The sequence below is a fragment of the Microbacterium sp. NPDC019599 genome, assembly GCF_040632175.1.
Lineage (GTDB): Bacteria > Actinomycetota > Actinomycetes > Actinomycetales > Microbacteriaceae > Microbacterium.
Window position 1 is genome coordinate 284,662 of the sequence record NZ_JBEYBL010000001.1, and the last position, 18,307, is coordinate 302,968.

The window sequence follows — 18,307 nt, forward strand, 5'->3', positions numbered from 1 at the left end:
CATGGGCCGAGCCGCGGTCGAGATCGCGGTTCAGGATGCTGTCGGCGCACGCGTCGCCCTCGACGCGGGCGCCGACCGACTCGAGCTGTGCCAGGCGCTGGAGACCGGCGGTCTCACTCCATCGCTCGGCATCCTCGAGTCGGTGCTCGCCGCGGTCGACCCGCTCCTCGTGAACGTCCTCGTGCGCCCGCGGGCGGGCGGCTTCGTGTACTCCGCAGAGGAGACGGCGGTCGTCGAGGCCGACATCCGGGCATGCGTGCAGCGCAGAGCCGGCGGCGTCGTGGTCGGCGCCCTCACCGCGGACGGGCTGCTCGATTCCGACGCGACGCGCCGATGGAGGGATGCCGCGGGTACGGCGACCCTCGTCTTCCACCGCGCGATCGACGCGAGCAGGGACCCGCGGGCGGTGTTCGACGCCCTGATCGAGGAAGGGGTGGATCGCGTCCTCACGTCTGGAGGGGCCGCGCGCAGCATCGACGGCATCCCGATGCTCTCGGAGTTCGTCGCGGCATCCGCCGGCCGGATCGAGGTGATGGCAGGCGGCGGCGTGACCGCACGAGACATCCCCGCGCTCTTCGCGGCCGGTGTCGACGCCGTCCACCTCTCCGCGCGTGAGCGCGCAGGGACGCATGCTCCGTCAGGCCCAGGCGGCGGTGCGAGCGGTCATGACGTCACGAGCGCCGAGCTCGTGGCCGAGGCCGTTCGCCAGGCCCGCGCCGCCACCCCTCGGTGAGCCGGCCGCATAGGCTCAACCTATGCCGTCGACCCGCCGCACGCTGCTGGACCTCGCGATCGATCACCACACGCTCACGGTTCCCCTGGACTGGTCGAACCCGGCGGACGGCCGCACGATCGACATCCATGCCGCCGTCGTGACGCGCCCTGGCGGAGAGACGCTCCCGTATCTCGTCTTCCTGCAGGGCGGTCCCGGCAACGAGGCGCCGCATCCGTTCCACTCGCCGACGCAGCCGCCGTGGCTCGACGCGGCGCTCGAGGAGTACCGCGTCGTCCTGCTCGACCAGCGCGGCACGGGACGCTCGACCCCCGTCGGCGACGCCGACCTCGAACGCCGAGCCGACGAGCTCGCCGAGCACATCACGCACCTGCGCGCGGATTCGATCGTCCGCGACTGCGAGGCCGTTCGCGAGCATCTCGGCGCCGCGACGTGGAGCGTGCTCGGGCAGTCCTTCGGGGGCTTCACGACGCTCTCCTACCTGTCGACGGATGCCGCATCCCTCGCCGACATCTACATCACGGGCGGTCTCAGCGCCGTGGGGCGGCATCCCGACGACGTCTACTCGCTCACCTATGAGAGGATGCGCGTCGAATCGGAGCGCTACTACCGCCGGTTCGCGCGACATCGCGACGCGATGCGTCGCCTGATCGATCGGGCGGATGCCGGGCGCATCGTGCTGGAGGACGGCGAGGTCGTGTCGGCGTCGAGACTGCGCTCGCTCGGAACGCTCCTCGGATCGAACGACGGGTGGCAGACGCTCTGGTCGCTGCTGGAAGCCGATCCGGCGACGAACGCCTTCCGCCACGACCTCGGCGCCGCGCTTCCGTTCAGCGTCCGCAATCCGCTGTACTACGTCTTCCATGAGTCGAGCTACGCCGACGGTCACGCGACGGGGTGGTCCGCGGATCGGGTCGAGCCCGAGGACTTCCGCTCCGACCCGACGCTGCTGACGGGGGAGCACGCGCGCCGCGAGTGGCTCGACACGGTGCCGGGACTGCAGCCGTGGCGCGAGGTCACGCTGGCGCTCGCCGAGCACGAGTGGCCGCGGCTCTACGACGCAGCGGCGATCGCAGCATCCGGAGCCCACGGCGCGACCGCCGTCTACGTCAACGACGTCTACGTGCCGTTCGAGTTCGCGATGGAGACGGCTGCCCTGCTCCCCGGAGTCACGCCGTGGATCACGAGCGAGCACGAGCACAACGGCCTGCGCGCCGGCGACGTGCTGTCACGGCTGATCGACCTCGCGCGCGGCCGCCGCATCCGCTGAGCGGCACGCGACGGCGCCGCCGCCCGTCAGAGCTTCGGCATGCGCTCCGCCCGTGCGCGGCGCCGCGCGAAGAAGACCGCGGCCGCGCCGAGGGCGAGCATCGCGGCGCCGGCCCACAGCGACGCGAACGGGACGGTGCCGCCCGTCGGAGGCATCGGGCCGGGCGGGACGATGGGCTCCGGCGGGGTGAGGTGCTCGGTGGTGCACACCGGGTCGAACAGGTCGGCGCACGTGGACGGAGGCACGTCGCCTGCCGCGGTCACGACGTTGTGGATCGTCGCGTCCCACGCGTCGTCGGCGATCGTCACTGTGTACGTGAGGGTGACGCTCTCACCGACCGCGAGAGTCCCGACGGTCCAGGTGAGCGCCGAGGCGTCCTGGTCGACCGACGCCGTCGTTCCCGCAGGTGCCGTGATCGCGCCGACGACGCCGTACGAGAGCACCTGCGACAGGTGGTCGGTGACGACGATGTCGTGCACGGGGACGGTGCCCGTCGAGTCGACGGTGACCGTGTAGGTAACGGTGTCGCCGGGCTCGACGGAGCTGCCCGTGGGCGGATCACTTGTCTTATGGACCTCGAACGCGCCCGCTGTCTGACCGACGGTGTTGATGATCTCCATGCCGAGCGTCGGGTCCGGGATGTCCTCCTGCGGGAACGGCACGGCGATCACCACTGCCCGGGCGCCGAGGCACGGGAGCGTCGTGCCGTCGCACGGCACGGTGACCGGCTCGGGTTCGCTCGACAGCCCCTCGACCGTGAACTGCGGGGAGTTCCAGTGCCAGGCCTCGTCGATGAGCTCCGGCATCGTGGCCAGGGGCTCCGTCAGGGTGCAGAGGGACCCGACGGGGATCTCGTCGGGCGGGTCGTTCTCGGGGCCGACGACGATGCGTTCGCCCTCGGTGAGGCTGAAGTCGCCGCCGATCGGATCGCCCGTCCCCGGCACGCACTCCCACGTCATGGGGTAGGACTGCGTGCGGTCCACGATCCCTTCGACTTCGCCGTCGACGCTCTTCGTGAGGAAGAAGCGGCCGAAGACCCGAGTGATCGGGTTGGTCACCTCGATAGGCGGCGCGAGTTGAGGCACGGGCAGCGCCCGGTTCGTGCGCGTGACGATGACGGAGTCGCCGACGATGGGGTCCTCCCACGCGTAGGAGGGGTCGCCCTCGACGGGCTGCCCTTGTGCGCCGGGCAGATCCTCGGTCACCGTGCACACCGAGCCGACGAGGATCCCGCCCTGCTCCCAGATCGAGGTCGGAGTCGCCTCCCACGTGCTGACGACGGGCTCGTCTGTGCCGTAGACGCAGGTCACCGTTCCTGTGAACGTGCGGTCCGGGTCCATGAGATCGCTGCCGGGACCGCTCACGAGCTTGGCGACACGCACGTTCGAGTACACCCGGCTCACCGAGTTGGCGACCGTCAGCAGCCCGGTCTCGCCGGCCGTGAGCTCGACGGATTCGGGATCGTAGGTGGGATCGTTCCACGCGAACGAGCCGTCGACGAGGTCGGCGGGGTCGGGGGTGTCTTCCGTGATCGTGCAGGTGGCGGAGGCAGGCACGCGCTCGTCGGCCGGTGCGAACGCGGACACGGTCGCGTCGGCGCCGACGCCGAACCGGTCGGACAGGACGAGATCGCCGAGCGTGCACGTCCAGATTCCGGTGAACTCGGCACCGGGAACCACGCCGCCGTCGGGGTCGTCGAGCGTCTTCGCGATGTCGAGCCCGGCGTACAGGCGGCCGACCGTGTTCGTCACCGTGACCGTGGCCGTACCGCCCGCCTCGACCACGGCGGGGCCGCCGACGACCGGAGCGAGCCACTCGAACGACGCATCCGGGAGTCCCGTCTCGCCCGGGTCGTCCTCCGTCACGGTGCACACCGACTCGAGCAGCACGTCAGGGCCGGTGAACGTCTCGCCGGCCTGGAGGGACCAGGTACCCGTGATGGGGTCGTCCGCCCCGTAGACGCACGAGTACGTGCCCGTGAAAGTCGCGTCGGGCTCCACGGCGCCGAATGGGTCGTCGACGACCTTCGTGATCTGGAACGTGCTGCTCACGCGCACGATGGGATTGACCGCCCAGAACGCGATGGTGGGTTCCTCGCGCGTGAGGACGAAGGGTCCGGTGTTCTCGGGCGTCGGCGCGGGCGGCACCGTGTCGGATACGGGACCCCAGGTGAAGATCGGCTCATCCCACGCGTAGGAGGAGTCGACAAGCAGGTCGTTGGACGGAGTGTCCTCGTAGCCCGAGCAGGCCCACCCGATGTTCGCGGGGATCGGCACCTCGCCGCCGTCGGCGATGACGCCGTCGGCGTACTCCGCGCCGATGTCGGGGGCGTCCGGCACGATGCATGATCCGTGAAGCGTGAAGTCTTCGTCTCCGCCGCCGAGGTTCAGGTATCCCTCGGTCGCACCGGTGACGCGCTTGCGGACGAGGACCGTGCCCGAGTCGCGGACGAGCGTGTTGGCGACCGTGATGACGTTGGGGCCCGTCGCGGTCACGGTGACATCGCTGACGACAGGATCGAGCCAACGGAACGAAGGATCCGCGGAGGGATCACCCAGATCGTCCTCGACCGCCGTGCAGTCGGCCGTGACCGGAACATCGTCCGCCAACTCGATGCCGGCCCCGCCGGCGACGACGCTGACCGTGCCGCCGAAGGATGCGCCGCCGTACGTGCACGTCCAGGTGATGGAGAACTGGCTCGAGGGGTCGACGATGCCCTGCGCACCGGACAGCGTCTTGACGAGACGGAGGGGCACGAGCACACGCTCGACCGGATTCTCGACCTGGATGGTCGCGCTGCCGTCGACCGGGACCTGCACCGTCGCGTCGGCGGGGATGTACACGGGGGTGCCCCACGAGAACGACGCGTCCACGAGCTGTGACTGGTCGGGCGGAGCCTCGACGGCGACGCAGGTCGAGCCTGCGGGAATCCCCTCCTGGGTGGCACTTCCGTCTGCGGGAACCGTCAGCTGATACACCAGGCCCGGGCCGCAGTTCAGATTCACCACGAAGGTTGCGTCGCTGATGAGGCCGTCCGTCAGTCCGGTGACCTCCTTCGCGATCTCGACGGACCCGGTGCGGGGTGTGATCGGGTTCGTCGCGTTCACCTGCACGGGGATCGTCGCGTCGTCGAGCACGAACTCCGCACCGGTGTCGGGTTGGAGCACTCCGCCGACGCGGAACTGTTCGGGGTCCCAGCCGAAGGCGGGGGAGGCGGGATCGGGCTTGGCCGTCTCCGCGATCGTGCAGGTCGTCCCCAGGGGCAGATCGACGGCGTCGGGGGGCGTCCAGCTCTCGCCGTCTGCCAACGAAGGAGTCTCGTCGAGGAGGGTCGCGCCACCGAGCGTGCAGACGACCGAGAAGGTGAACGATCCGCCGTCGTAGCCGGCATCCCTCCCCGCGCCGACGACGGACTTCGTCAGCCGGAAGCTGCCGTCCAGACGGTCGACCGTGTTGGTGACGGTGACTTCGCTCGGTGTCGCGGCAGAGTCGACGGTGACCGACGTGCCGGGGTCGTAGGTCGCCGGCAGCCAGACGTATGAGGGGTCACCTGCGCTCGGCGGCACCTCGAGGGTCGCATCGCCTTCCGTCACCGCACAGCTCGATCCCAATAGGAGGCCGCTCACCGTCTGAGAGGCACCGGGAGCGAGTGACACCGTTCCCGTGACAGGGTCATCTGCGCCGTAGACGCACGAGTAGGCGATGTCGAACGTCCGATCGGGATCGACGACGCCGTCGGGGTCGACGAGGGCCTTGGCGATCGTGAGTGCGCCGGTCACACGCACGACCGGGTTGTCGACCGAAACGGGCACGGCCTGGCCGGCGGACGTGATGGTGACCGACGACGGCGAGATCGCGGGTGCGCCCCATGCGTACGACGTGTCGATGAGCCCGCCGCCGGGTGCGGCCTCGGAGACCTCGCACGTCGTCCCCACCGGCAGGTCGGCGGTGCTCGCGGTACCGCCCACCCCGATGGTGAACGTCGCCGAGTAGCCGTTGTCGCACGAGAAGGTCACATCGAACGATGCTTCGCCGGTGACGCCCGCTGTCTCGCCGGAGATCGACTTCGCCACCTGCACCGTTCCGAACACGGCGACGGTGGGATTGGTGACAGTGAGCGTCGCGCTGCCTCCTGCGGGGACGGTCGCGGTGATGCCCGGTGACCACACCGGAGTGCCCCATTCGAACGCCGGCACGAGCAGCGCGGGATCCGGAGTCTCCTCCTGCACCGTGCATTGGCTGCGCGCAGGAACCGTCACGCTCGTGCTGCCGCCGGCCGCGACGGTGACCTGACCCTGTGCGACGCCGCAGTCGTAGAGCACGATGAACGGCTCCCCGGCTCCGATGAAGCCGTCGCCGTCGACGACCTTCGCGATGATGAGCTGACCCGTCTCGCGCGCATACGTGTTGGTCACCGTGACGGCGGCGTTCGCGTCGACGCCGATGGTCACCGAGGCGGGTGCGATCGAGCTTCCCGTCCATGCGTAGCTCGGATCGGAGAAGTCTCCGGGCTGGGTCGTCAGGGTCTCGGAGAAGGTGCACACCGACCCCGCCGGGATGGGCGCAGCCGGCCCGACCGCCTCTGCCGTCGTGACGTTCACCGTTCCCGACGTGGTCGGACCGTTCGTCAGAGCGCAGGTGTAGGCGACCGGGAAGGCGCGCTCGGAACCGCCGACGTAGCCGCCCGGACCTTCGACGGCCTTCGTGAGCGTGAACGTGCCGAATCGCTGCTCGACGTGATTCGTGATGGTCACGGTCGACGTCTGCTGGTCGGAGATCGTGACGGGCTGCGTCGAGTACTCGGGCGCGCCCCACCCGAAGGATGCGTTGAGCAGGCCTCCCGTGGGCGGGTTCTCGCCCACCGTGCACGACCGGCCGGCGGGGATCCCGGCGATCGTCACGGGCGCCGCCGTCGTGAGCGTCGAGAACGTCCCGCTGAAGCCGGTTCCGCAGTCATAGGTTCCCGAGAACGTCTTCGACGTGCCGCCGATGTATCCGCCAGATGGATCATCGACGATCTTCGAGACCTGCAGCGATCCGGTCGCCGGTCGATTGACGACCGTGCACGTCACGGTGGTCCCGGCAGGGAGGTCGGGAAGGGTGACGATCCCCCCTGCGGTGACCGGGAACGACGTCCCGCCCGCGGCACAGGCCCAGTTGCCGACCTGGACGAACCCCGTCTCGGCGGCGCCTGTGCCCTGCTCGGTGAGCTGATACTGGCCTGCCACGATCCGCTGGTTCGTGACCGCAGCCGATCCTGAGGGTCCCGAGATCACGGTGCCCGCCGTCGCGCCGGCCGTTCCGGCAGCGGTGAGCGTCCAGAGTCCGGGACTCGCGCCGCCGCCCTGCACCTGCTTGACGAGGGTCAGCGTAGAACGCGGGGTGTACGTGTTCGTGAACGTGCACGTGATCGACGGATTGGCCAGGAACTCGGGTGCCGGGATGTTCGTCAGCGTCACTTTGCGCGCAGCCACGTTCGTCGTTCCCGGAATGGTCACGAGCTGGCCCGCCGCATTGAACTGCTGGCAGACGAGCGAGGAGAGCGTCCACCGATCGTCGCCGGGGTCGGTCTCCGTGACGGTCACGCTGTTGCCGCTCGTCACCGACCGAGTCACGCTGCCCCCGCCGGCGAGGTTGAACGAGCTGTTCGACCACGGGGTGCCATCCAGCGCCGAGGTCGAGGTGAACGCGAACGACGGAGTGCCGGGCGGGGTGCCCACGACGTTCTTCACGATCGTCAGCGATCGCTCCTGCACGATGGAGGCGTAGAGACAGGCGTGCGTCTGCGTGCCCTCGACGGTGGAGAACACGTTCTGCGGAGTGCCGGTCGGCGTCGCGGGGCACGTCGCCGCGGTTCCGGTGCCGATGAAGCCGAGGATGACGAGCCTGAAGCTCAGACCGCCCTGCACGAGGGTGACGTTCGAGATCTGATTCGTGAAGCTGATCGTGTCGTTGCAGCAGTTGCCGCCGCCGGCGTTCGGCGTCTCGTCCAGCGTCCAGTTGAACGCGAGCGTGTTGGGACTCGCGAAGCCGGTGAGGGTCGAGCGCAGCTCGCCCGTGAAGTAGCGGTCGTCCGCGTAGACCGGATTGTTGTAGTGGATCATGCGCCCGATGAGGAACGGAGCACCGTCCGTCACCGACGTCACGGACGACGGCCGGAATCCCACCGCGCTCTGCGAGCTGGTGCTGAGGGTGGCCGGGCAGGTCGACGTGCTCTGCCCGGGTCTGCCATGGGCGGTGATCGCCTCGTTCGGCGAAGCGACGACTCCCGACGACGTGCTGGTGTTGGCGGGGGAGTACCGGATGCAGTTCCCCGTCGTGCCGTTGTCGACGCCCGCGTGATTGGCGAGCTGACCCTGGATCGTCCCGAGAGTGACGGTCGCGGCGCTCGCCGACGGCGTCGGGCCGAGTGTGGACGAATAGAGCAGGGATGCTGCAGCCAGCACGCACGCCACCAGCATCGCGATGGGCGTCCGTGACTGGCGGGTCGTGCGCGGCCTCATCATCGACCTTCCGATTCAGAGAAGGGACGCTACGATGCCACAGCATCCGGTGCCCATATTCAGGCACAGGTTCGATTGATCCGGCAAGACCCGTCCGGTGAACGCGCACCGACCGCGAGGCCGCCCGCGCGCGGATAATCGGACCATGGCCGCGAAACGCCGCCCCGTCGATGTCGAGCTCGCCGAGCTGCGCCGGCGCGCGTACGGTCCGGATGCCGATATCGCCGCCGATCCGGCTGCACAGCTGCGTCTGCGCGACCTGGAGGCGCGCGAGCTGGGGATCGAGCAGCCTGCACGGATCGAGCAGCCTGCACCAGCGGAGGACCCGCCCTCTGCGCCTGAGACCTCGGATGTCGCTTCGACGGAGCACGGCGGCGAAGCTCCGATCGCGCCACCGACGATCGCGTTCTGGCGAGGCGCCGGTCCCTGGGTGATCGCGATCGCGGCCGTGGTGGTCGCCATCGTGGCGGGGACGGCGCTCCTCGCCACCGAGCTGTCCCGTCCGCAGGCGGAGCTGACGCTGAGCTCGCGACCCCTGCCGACTGACGTGGTCGTTCCCGGCATCACCACCACGACGCTGCAGGCCTGGGGCATTCCACCGGGCGCGCTCGCGTATCACGGTCGGGTCGGGACCCTCGATGTCTGGACGATGACCGACGGCGCGGACGTCGGGTGCGTCCTCCTGTCGGTCGACGGCTCGTTCTACAAGCAGTCCTGTGGGCGCCGCCCCCTGGAGCCGCAGATCGACGTGCTCACCGGCCCCGATCTGATTCCGCCCGGGAGCATCGACCCACCCGTTCCACCCGGGTCGACCGTGCGCTTCGGTCTGTCCGACGAGGACGTCAGGGTCTTCATCGCGCGCCCGAGCGCCGACGACGCCCCGTGATCGGTCTCGCTGCTACGAGGTGCTTCCGCGGGGGACGGGCGCTCCCGCACCGGCAGGCTCGTCCGCACTCGCCTCGAGACTCACCACTCCGCTCGCACCGTCGACCGTGACGACATCGCCCGTCGCGATCGCATCGATCGCTCCTGCGACCCCCACGACGGCCGGGATGCCGTACTCCCGCGCGACGACTGCGCCGTGGCTGTTCGCGCCGCCCATCTCCATGACGAGCCCGCCCGCGGTCAGGAACAGCGGCGTCCAGCCGGGATCGGTCGAGGGCGCGACGAGGATCTCGCCGGGCTCGAGCCGAGCGCCGACCGGGTCCAGGATGACGTGGGCGGTCGCGGTGACGGTGCCGGCCGACGCCGGGGTGCCGCGCAGCGCTCCCTCCGCGGCTTCCCCCGAGCCGGCAGCCAGGGCTTCGAGCTCCGTTCCGTCCGACAGCAGAACGCGCGGCACATGCCGCCGCTCGAGCTCGCGCTCGTAGCGGGCCCGGCGCTCGCCGACGATGCTCCGGAAGTCCTCTCCGTCCGCAGCGCGCTTGGTCTCGTCGAAATCGAGGAAGAACACGTCGTCGGGTTCCGCGATGCGGCCCGCGTCGGCCAGCTCCCGTCCGATCGTCGCCATCGTCGCGCGCGCGGTGCGCATCGCGATGATCATGAGGAACTTAGGCATCTCGCGCATCCCGACGAGCGCACGCGTGCGCCCCAGGCAGAACCTCACGATCGCAGCCCGCAACGGCCCCTGTGCGCGACCGATCAGTGAGCGCACCATCGCTTCGGCATCCTGCGCACCATCTGCGAAGCGCTGCTCAGGGGTCACGGCGTCGGAGTCAAGGCGGAGGTAGCCGGACAGCACCCCGAACAGGTGGGCCGGATCGTCGGACCATCGCGGCATCCCGAAATCGATCTCTGCCACGGCACGATGCCCGTATCGGTCGAGGAAGACCGTCATGGCGCGCTGGAGCACGCCGGGCAGCGTCCCCGCGCGATAGTCGGCCGCGAGATCGTGGGCGGTCCGCATCCGCAGGGCCGTGCTCGAGGCGGCGTCGCGCCCCGCGAGCGCGGCCACGTTCCACAGCTCGAGGTCCATCTCGGTCGTCACGTTGTCCGGGACGCTGCGCAGCACGGTCTGCAGCTCGCCGGGCTTCGTCCGGCCCCGCAGCACGCGCCCGGCCAGGCCGAGCATCCCGAAGCCGACGACGGCACCCGGGAGGCTGCGCGGCGCGAGCGGCATCGCCCGGAAGAGAAGGTCGACGACACCGTCGACGCGGGACGGGATGCTGCTCCCGCCCTGGACGTCCCGCGCGCGCACCTCGTCCACGAGCCGGCGCACTCGTCGCTGCGCGGCCCCCGGGCTGATGAGCGCCTGCCCGACGAGGAGCGGGAGCCGGATCCTCGCTGCGAGATGGAGGAAGCCGCGCGCGAAGCGGCGGCGGGACCTCGGCAGGACGGAAAACCTCTCGTCGTCGAAGAGGGTGCGCATGACGACGGCGGACCGCGCCTCCATGACGTCGAGCGCCCTCGGGAAGATCTCGCGCCCCACGGCCGACCGCACGATCGGCGTCGCGTCGATGAAGATCCGGTCACCTCCGACCGCGAAGCCGCCGGGGCCGTCGACGATCCGAGCAGGCGGGCGCCCGATGATGTCGAGGAACCCCGAGCCGATGACCCGGAACGCCGCGATCCCCATCGGCGTGATGGGCCGGTGCAGCCCCTGGGCCAGGCTCACGCAGAAGTACACGCGGGTCGCGCCCGGCGGGGGAGCAGCGTCCCGCACGGGCACCGGGTACAGCGTCGTGACCGGCCGGGACTGCGTGAGCCACGCATGGCCGTCGGAATCGATGGCCCACTCGATGTCCTGAGGGGCACCGAACGCTTCCTCCACCCGGTCTCCGAGCGCAGCCAGGGTCGTGACCTCGGCGTCCGCGACACTCGCCGTTCCGCCGGCGAGGCGCCGGTCGAGGATGCGCCCGCTCGCAATGTCGACGACGAAGTGGTCCGGGTCGACGGAGCCCGACACGACCGCATCGCCGAGGCCCCGTGCGGCGTCGAGCACCGCCTGCCGGCGCCGTCCCGTCACGGGGTCGGCGGTGAACAGCACACCGGCCGACGCGGCATCCACCATCCTCTGCACCACGACGGCCAGCGCGACGCCGGAGCCGTCGATGCCCTGCGCCGCACGGTACGCGACGGCGCGATCGGTCCACAGGGAGGCCCAGCACCGGTGCACGGCATCGAGCACGTCGTCGATGCCGGCGACGTCGAGATAGGTGTCCTGCTGACCGGCGAAGCTCGCGCCGGGGAGGTCCTCGGCGGTGGCGGACGACCGCACGGCGACCGGTCCGCCGTCGGGCTCGAGGCGCGCGTAGGCGTCGCGGACGGCACCGGCGACGGCTTCGGGGAAGGGCGCGGCGAGGATGGCAGTCCGCGCTGCGGCAGCGTCGGAGCCGACTCCCGCCTCGACAGCGGTACCTCGGACCGCCATGCGGTAGGCCTCCGTCGTGATGCAGAAGCCCGGCGGCACGTCGAAGCCCGCCCGGATGAGCTCGCCCAGATTCGCAGCCTTGCCTCCGACGCGCGCGAGGTCGGCACCCGACAGCCGCGCGAGATCGAGCACGAGGTCCTCGGCGACCTCGATGGACGGTGAGTGGGCTGAAGATTCCATCTGCGGCCTCGGATCAGAAATTCATGCGCGTTGAATTATCTGCAGAATCCCACCGGACATGGTCGGACGCAAGAGCCCGCTCAGCGCGCCATGCGCGGACCCGGGCGCAGGCCGCCCCCGCTCGTCAGAGCTCTTCGAGCGCCTCGAGTCCCAGTCGCGCGTAGTCAGGGTCGTCGTCGCTGTGCGAGAGCAGGAGCACGGCGAACGCCGCCGCCCACGCCCGCGCCCGCGTCCAGGTGGCCGGGTCGTACCGCGCGCCGGTCGCCGCGACGAACACCTCGCGCCCGTAGGCGTCGAACGCGAGCCAAGCGACCGCGAGATCGTAGGCGGGGTCTCCCGCCGTCACGTCGCCGAAGTCGATGATCGCGGTGAGCGAGCCGTCCTGCGCAACGAGGTTTCCGGGATGCAGGTCGCCGTGGATCCAGACCGGGGGCCCCGACCACTCCGCCGCGACGAGCCCCGACCGCCACGCCGACTCAGCAGTGTCGAGCCACCCGCGCGGGACGTCGGAGGCCTCGTGCAGCAGCGCCATGCGCTCCGCGACCGCGCGACCGCGCGTGGCGAGCGGCACCCCGCGAACCGGATTCACCGGAAAGCCCTCGGGAGCAGCCGTGTGCAACGCCCCCAGCGCCGCCGCGAGCGGCTCGGCCCACGCCGCTCGCGCCGCACGGGGGATGTCGAGTCCTCCGTCGCCGCCGAACCACGGCACGACGGACCAGGGCCACGGGAACCCGTCACCCGGACGGCCCGACACGACGGGCGCCGGCACGCGGATGCCGAGGGGTTCGAGGACCGCCGAGATCCGGGGGAGCGCCTGCTGCTCGTGGAGGACGAGCGGCGCGGCGAGCGCCCGGCGGGGGAGGCGCACGGCCAGCTCCGGGCCAAGGCGCCACAGTTCGTTGTCCCAGCCGTCGGCGACCTTGCGCAGCGGCAGGGTGACAGCATCCGGAACCGTGTCCGCCGCCTGCGATGCGAGCAGCCCCCGGATCAGCTCGGGGGAGATGAGGACCTCGGCGGGCGGCTTGTCGGGCACGAGACGACCCTACGATGCCCCGCGGAATCTGGTTCTGCGTTGTTCTATGTTGTTTTGTCTGTGTTTATGTTGTATCTTGAGTTTCAACCTTGACGGTGAGGACTCTCATGTACGCAATGGAGCGACAAGCTCACATCACTCGGCACCTTGCCGAGCGCGGTCGCGTCTCTGTCATCGGCCTCGCCGACGACCTCGGCGTGACGACCGAGACGATCCGCCGCGACCTCGATCTGCTGGAGCAGCAGGGCGCTCTCCGCCGCGTGCACGGGGGAGCCGTTCCGCTGCGGACGGGCGGGCTCGCCGAGCCGTCGATCGCGGAGCGCATGAGCGTCAACGCCGATGCCAAGCGGACGATCGCCCACCGCGCGCTCGAGGTCATCACCGACGGCTACCGCGGAGCCGTCGTGTTCGACGCAGGGTCCTCGGTCGGCGCTGTCGCGGCGGGGCTCGGCGAGCGCGTCACCGCCACCGGCGCCCGCCTCGACGTCGTGACGCACGCCGTGCCCGTCGCTCACACGCTCTCGCTCCTTCCCGATGTCAGCCTCACGATCCTCGGCGGCCAGGTCCGCGGCCTCACCGCCGCGGCCGTCGGCACCGCCACCCTGACGGCGCTCGAATCGCTCCGTCCCGACCTCGCGTTCGTCGGCGTCAACGGCATCTCCGCAGACTTCGGCCTGAGCACGCCCGACCCCGCAGAGGCCGCCGTGAAGGCTGCCATCGTCCGCTCCGCACGGCGCACCGTCGTCGTGGCCGACCGGTCGAAGTTCGGCGTAGAGTCCTTCGTGCGGTTCGCGCAGCTGTCCGACATCGACGTCGTCGTGACGGACGCCGCTCCCGACTCCGACCTCGCCGATGCCCTTGTCGCAGCCGACGTGGAGGTGTGGATCGCATGATCGTGACGCTCACGGCCAACCCGTCCCTGGACCGCGCCATCACTCTGGCCGAGCCGCTCCGCCCGGGCGAGGTGCAGTCGGCGCTGTCGACGCGCGAGGACGCCGGCGGCAAGGGCATCAACGTCGCCCGCGTCGTCGCGGCTGCGGGCGCCCGATCGCTCGCCGTCCTGCCGCTCGCGCAGGACGACCCGTTCGACGCCGCACTGCGCGACTCCGCCGTCGCCGCCAAGCGCGTCGCGATCCACGGCCGCGCCCGCTCGAACCTGACGATCACCGACCCCGAAGGTGCGACGACGAAGCTCAACCTCCCGGGGGCGGCGCTGGATGCCGACGACGTCACGGCCGTCATCGACGCCGTCGTCGAAGCGTGTGCCGGCGCGCGCTGGCTCGCACTGGCCGGATCCCTCCCGCCGGGCGCGGGCGACGGGTTCTACGTCGATGTCATCGAGGCTGTGCGTGCACGCTACGGCGCGGACGCGCCCCGCATCGCGGTCGACACCTCCGGTGCGGCGCTGGCCGCCGTCGTCGCCGACGGGCGCCCCGACCTCATCAAGCCGAACGACGACGAGCTGGCCGAGCTGGCCGGCGTCTCCCTGGAGGACGGGCCGGATCTCGCGGCCGCGGTGCTCCCGGTGGCGCGCCGGCTCGTACCCGCCCGCGTCGGCGCAGCGCTCGTGACACTCGGGTCGCACGGCGCCGTCCTCGTCGAGGGCGACGCCGCATGGGCGGGCACACCGCCGCGCATCCGCGTCACGAGCACCGTGGGCGCCGGCGACAGCTCCCTCGCGGGATACCTGCTGGCCGACCTCGACGGCGCCTCGCCCGAGGAGCGCCTGCGCCGGTCGATCCGCTACGGCGCCGCCGCGGCATCCCTCCCCGGCACTCAAGCTCCCGCGCCCGCCGACCTTCCGGCCGGCGACGTCCCCATCCGCACCCTCTCCTGACGCACCACCGACCTGAGGAGGTCACCATGTCCGACACCATCACCCCAGCGCTCGTGAGCCTCGACGTGGGTCTCGGCGCCGACAAGGCCGCCGTCATCAAGGCCCTGGCCGCACGGGTCGTCGCGCAGGGTCGCGCGACCGACGCCGACGCGCTCTTCGACGACGCATGGGCGCGCGAAGAGAAGGACGAGACGGGGCTCCCCGGCGGCATCGCGATCCCGCACGCGAAGAGCGCCGCCGTGACCGAGCCGTCGCTCGCATTCGCACGGCTCTCTCCGGGGGTCGACTTCGGCGCACCCGACGGCCCCGCCGATCTCGTCTTCCTCATCGCGGCTCCCGAAGGCGCGGCGGAGGCCCACCTCGCAGTGCTCTCGAAGCTCGCCCGCAGCCTCATGCAGGACGACTTCACGAGCGGCCTGCGCGCGGCCTCCACACCTGCCGACGTCGTGACGATCGTCCGCAACGCGATCGGGGAGGGGGATGCCTCGGCTCCCGCCGCTCCGGCTGCCCCCGCCGCCCCGGCCGAGGCGAGCGCCGCCCCCGGCTACACGGTCGACGGACGCCCCGCGCGCCTCGTCGCCGTCACGGCGTGTGCCACCGGCATCGCGCACACGTTCATGGCGGCCGACGCCCTGACGGCGGCCGGCTCCAAGTCGGGCGTCGACCTCACGGTCGAGCCGCAGGGGTCCAGCGGCTACCAGGCGCTTCCGCAGCACGTCATCGACGATGCGGATGCCGTCATCTTCGCGACCGACGTCGACGTGCGCGACCTGCACCGCTTCGCGGGCAAGCCGGTCGTGCGGTCCGGCGTCAAGCGGGGCATCGAGCAGCCGAACGAGCTGATCGCGGAGGCCATCGCCGCGGCGAAGAACCCCGGCGCAGCGCGCGTCTCGGCCGCTGCCGGCGCGGCGACCGGTGCGGCATCCACGGCGAACCTGTCGTGGGGCGCCCGCATCCAGCGCATCCTCCTCACGGGCGTGAGCTACATGATTCCCTTCGTCGCCGGCGGCGGTCTGCTCATCGCGCTCGGCTTCCTCCTCGGCGGCTACGACGTCACCAATGACGCGGCGAGCGTCATCGTGAACAACGCGCTGTGGGACCTGCCCCCGGGCGGCCTCGGCCAGTATCTCGGCTCGGTCGCCTTCATGATCGGCGCGACCTCGATGGGCTTCCTCGTGTCGGCCCTGGCCGGCTACATCGCCTTCGCGATCGCCGACCGACCCGGCATCGCGCCCGGGTTCGTGGCCGGCGCCGTGGCTGTCCTCATGAACGCGGGCTTCATCGGCGGCATCGTCGGCGGTCTGCTCGCGGGTGTCACGGCGTGGTGGATCGGGACGTGGCCTGCGCCGCGCTGGCTGCGCGGCCTCATGCCCGTCGTCATCATCCCGCTGCTGGGCTCCATCGTCGCCTCCGGCCTGCTGATCCTCTTCCTCGGCCGCCCCATCGCGACGCTCATGACGTGGCTCACGGACTGGCTGACCGCACTGTCGCAGAGCGGCGTCGGCGCGATCGCGCTCGGCGTCGTGCTGGGCCTCATGATGTGCTTCGACCTCGGCGGACCCATCAACAAGGTCGCGTACTCGTTCGCCGTCGCCGGGCTTGCCGCCGGCAGCGCCGACAACCCCGCCCCGCTGCTCATCATGGCCGCCGTCATGTGCTCGGGTATGGTCCCGCCGCTCGCGATGGCGCTCGCCTCGACCGTCATGGCGCGCAAGCTCTTCACGCCGGTCGAGCGCGAGAACGGCAAGGCGGCATGGCTGCTCGGAGCCTCTTTCATCTCAGAGGGCGCGATCCCGTTCGCCGCGGCCGACCCGCTGCGCGTGCTCCCCGCCTCGATGGTCGGCGGCGCCGTCACCGGTGCTCTCTGCATGGCGTTCAACGTCCAGTCGTACGCCCCGCACGGTGGCATCTTCGTGCTCTTCGCGATCCAGCCGATCTGGGGCTTTGTCCTGGCGCTCCTCGCGGGAACCGTCGTGTCGGCCCTCCTCGTCATCGCGTTCAAGCGCTTCATCGCGCCGAAGGAGCTCGAGGCCGCAGAGGCGGAGTTCGAAGCCGCCCCCGTGCCGGCGTGATCCACTAGCCTGGCGTCGCACCGAGCAACGAGACAAGGAGCACTCATGGCAGAACGTCAAGCCACCATCGCGAGCAGTTCAGGGCTGCACGCCCGACCGGCCAAGCTCTTCGTGCAGGCCGTGCAGGAGAAGAAGATCCCCGTCACGATCGCCGTCGACGGCGGCCCCGACCTCAACGCGGGGAGCATCCTGTCGCTCATGGGCCTCGGCGCCTCCCAGGGCACCGTCGTCACGCTCAAGGCAGAGGGCGACGGCGCAGAGCAGGCGCTGGACGAGCTGGTCGCCTTCCTCGAGGTCGACCACGACGCGTGAGCGTCGGAAGTCGGATGCCGCGGACCCCAGTGGTCCGCGGCATCCGCCGTTGTACGGGCAGGCTCGCTCTGGTCAGCTGTCGGTCGAATCGCCCGGATCGAGATTCAGGAACTCGCCGCCGCCCTGCTCGACGGCCCACTTGAGGCGGGCTCGTCCCATGTCGCGGCCGATGACCGAGAGCGTCATGTCGTGCGTCCCGAACGCCTGGCGCGGCGCCACGGCGAGCACGAAGTCCATGGCCTCGCCGATCTTGAGCCACGGCGCGCCGACGGGCGCCGCGAGCAGCTTGACATCGACCCCTGACGGCACGGCGTACGAGTCGCCCGGATAGTAGAACTCGCCGTCGACGAGGACCCCGACGTTGTCGATGACGGGTATCGACTCGTGGATGACGTTGTGCCGTCCGCCGAAGAACTCGAGCACGAAGGGCTCCACCGTCACGCGGTCGCCCGGCGACACGACCGTGATGTCGTAGCCCGCGGCCGCCTTCGCGACGCCCTCGGGTCCGAAGATCGGGATGCCGGGCGCATAGTTGAGGATCCGGTCGAGGTGGTCGGGCGTCCAGTGGTCGGGATGCTCGTGCGTCAAGACGACCGCGACGGCCGTCGAGAGGTCGTTGAGGGGCAGTGTGAACGACCCGGGGTCGATCACGAGCCTTCGCCCATCGCTGTCGATCGTGAGCGCGGCATGCTCGTATTTCGTGACTCGCATGCAACGAGTCAATGCCCGCCGAGGCCTCACGACAAGGGGCGACACGCCGATTCCGGCCTCGATTTGGCCCACGGAAAACCGCGTGGCATACTTGAACGGTTGCCTTCCGGCCCCATCGTATAGCGGCCTAGTACGCCGCCCTCTCACGGCGGTAACGCGGGTTCGAATCCCGCTGGGGTCACCAACACAAAGAAAGCCCGGTCCGTCAGGACCGGGCTTTCTTTGTGTTGGCGTCCGCAGCTGGCTCTTCGAGACTGCCCGCGGGCGGTCCCGCGTCGCAGAGGCT

11 protein-coding genes and 1 tRNA gene are annotated in these 18,307 nt (G+C 70.7%); 8 read left to right on the plus strand and 4 right to left on the minus strand.

Annotation, left to right across the window (positions count from 1 at the left end; translation table 11 throughout):
- The first annotated feature begins 1 nt into the window (after position 1).
- Entirely contained in the window at positions 2–733 is a 732-nt protein-coding gene (locus ABZ477_RS01330; protein ID WP_360127892.1) for a copper homeostasis protein CutC, read from the plus strand.
- Positions 734–755: 22 nt separating this feature from the next.
- The gene (locus ABZ477_RS01335; RefSeq protein WP_360126677.1) at positions 756–2,003 is read left to right on the plus strand and encodes an alpha/beta fold hydrolase; all 1,248 of its coding nucleotides are present in this window, start codon (positions 756–758) and stop codon (positions 2,001–2,003) included.
- A gap of 26 nt (positions 2,004–2,029) precedes the next feature.
- Here the strand turns inward: ABZ477_RS01335 and ABZ477_RS01340 are convergent, their stop codons facing one another.
- The gene (locus ABZ477_RS01340; protein ID WP_360126680.1) at positions 2,030–8,509 is read right to left on the minus strand and encodes a DUF5979 domain-containing protein; all 6,480 of its coding nucleotides are present in this window, start codon (positions 8,507–8,509) and stop codon (positions 2,030–2,032) included.
- 142 nt (positions 8,510–8,651) lie between these two features.
- Between ABZ477_RS01340 and ABZ477_RS01345 the strand changes: the two genes are divergently transcribed.
- Positions 8,652–9,392 (plus strand): hypothetical protein, encoded by a 741-nt coding sequence (locus ABZ477_RS01345; protein ID WP_360126683.1) that lies wholly within the window; start codon positions 8,652–8,654, stop codon positions 9,390–9,392.
- Between the two features lie 12 nt (positions 9,393–9,404).
- Here the strand turns inward: ABZ477_RS01345 and ABZ477_RS01350 are convergent, their stop codons facing one another.
- Positions 9,405–12,056, minus strand: coding sequence for a PEP/pyruvate-binding domain-containing protein (locus ABZ477_RS01350; RefSeq protein ID WP_360126686.1), 2,652 nt, complete (start codon positions 12,054–12,056; stop codon positions 9,405–9,407).
- Positions 12,057–12,180: 124 nt separating this feature from the next.
- Positions 12,181–13,089, minus strand: a complete 909-nt coding sequence (locus ABZ477_RS01355; protein WP_360126689.1) for an aminoglycoside phosphotransferase family protein — start codon at positions 13,087–13,089, stop codon at positions 12,181–12,183.
- A gap of 107 nt (positions 13,090–13,196) precedes the next feature.
- Between ABZ477_RS01355 and ABZ477_RS01360 the strand changes: the two genes are divergently transcribed.
- The 4 genes from ABZ477_RS01360 to ABZ477_RS01375 are packed head-to-tail and all read left to right on the plus strand — an operon-like array spanning position 13,197 to position 17,310.
- A complete protein-coding gene (locus tag ABZ477_RS01360) occupies positions 13,197–13,982 on the plus strand; it encodes a DeoR/GlpR family DNA-binding transcription regulator (RefSeq protein WP_360126692.1) in 786 nt (261 codons plus the stop codon).
- Positions 13,979–14,926: a 1-phosphofructokinase gene (locus ABZ477_RS01365; RefSeq protein WP_360126695.1), complete on the plus strand. Its 948-nt coding sequence runs from the start codon at positions 13,979–13,981 to the stop codon at positions 14,924–14,926. Before ABZ477_RS01360 ends, ABZ477_RS01365 begins: the two co-directional genes overlap by 4 nt.
- Before the next feature lie 26 nt (positions 14,927–14,952).
- Positions 14,953–16,998: a fructose-specific PTS transporter subunit EIIC gene (locus ABZ477_RS01370; protein WP_360126698.1), complete on the plus strand. Its 2,046-nt coding sequence runs from the start codon at positions 14,953–14,955 to the stop codon at positions 16,996–16,998.
- 45 nt (positions 16,999–17,043) lie between these two features.
- Positions 17,044–17,310 (plus strand): HPr family phosphocarrier protein, encoded by a 267-nt coding sequence (locus tag ABZ477_RS01375; RefSeq protein WP_360126701.1) that lies wholly within the window; start codon positions 17,044–17,046, stop codon positions 17,308–17,310.
- A 72-nt stretch (positions 17,311–17,382) separates the two neighbouring features.
- Here the strand turns inward: ABZ477_RS01375 and ABZ477_RS01380 are convergent, their stop codons facing one another.
- Positions 17,383–18,021: an MBL fold metallo-hydrolase gene (locus ABZ477_RS01380; protein ID WP_360126704.1), complete on the minus strand. Its 639-nt coding sequence runs from the start codon at positions 18,019–18,021 to the stop codon at positions 17,383–17,385.
- 108 nt (positions 18,022–18,129) lie between these two features.
- Between ABZ477_RS01380 and ABZ477_RS01385 the strand changes: the two genes are divergently transcribed.
- A tRNA-Glu gene (locus ABZ477_RS01385) sits at positions 18,130–18,205 on the plus strand.
- Positions 18,206–18,307 lie beyond the last annotated feature (102 nt).

Excerpts from the sequence above, each read along its gene's own strand:
- ABZ477_RS01365 (WP_360126695.1), top strand. The coding sequence starts at position 13,979 with ATGATCGTGACGCTCACGGCCAACCCGTCCCTGGACCGCGCCATCACT.
- ABZ477_RS01360 (WP_360126692.1), top strand. The coding sequence starts at position 13,197 with ATGTACGCAATGGAGCGACAAGCTCACATCACTCGGCACCTTGCCGAG.
- ABZ477_RS01350 (WP_360126686.1), bottom strand. The coding sequence starts at position 12,056 with ATGGAATCTTCAGCCCACTCACCGTCCATCGAGGTCGCCGAGGACCTC.
- ABZ477_RS01370 (WP_360126698.1), top strand. The coding sequence starts at position 14,953 with ATGTCCGACACCATCACCCCAGCGCTCGTGAGCCTCGACGTGGGTCTC.
- ABZ477_RS01340 (WP_360126680.1), bottom strand. The coding sequence starts at position 8,509 with ATGATGAGGCCGCGCACGACCCGCCAGTCACGGACGCCCATCGCGATG.
- ABZ477_RS01375 (WP_360126701.1), top strand. The coding sequence starts at position 17,044 with ATGGCAGAACGTCAAGCCACCATCGCGAGCAGTTCAGGGCTGCACGCC.
- ABZ477_RS01380 (WP_360126704.1), bottom strand. The coding sequence starts at position 18,021 with ATGCGAGTCACGAAATACGAGCATGCCGCGCTCACGATCGACAGCGAT.
- ABZ477_RS01335 (WP_360126677.1), top strand. The coding sequence starts at position 756 with ATGCCGTCGACCCGCCGCACGCTGCTGGACCTCGCGATCGATCACCAC.
- ABZ477_RS01345 (WP_360126683.1), top strand. The coding sequence starts at position 8,652 with ATGGCCGCGAAACGCCGCCCCGTCGATGTCGAGCTCGCCGAGCTGCGC.
- ABZ477_RS01330 (WP_360127892.1), top strand. The coding sequence starts at position 2 with ATGGGCCGAGCCGCGGTCGAGATCGCGGTTCAGGATGCTGTCGGCGCA.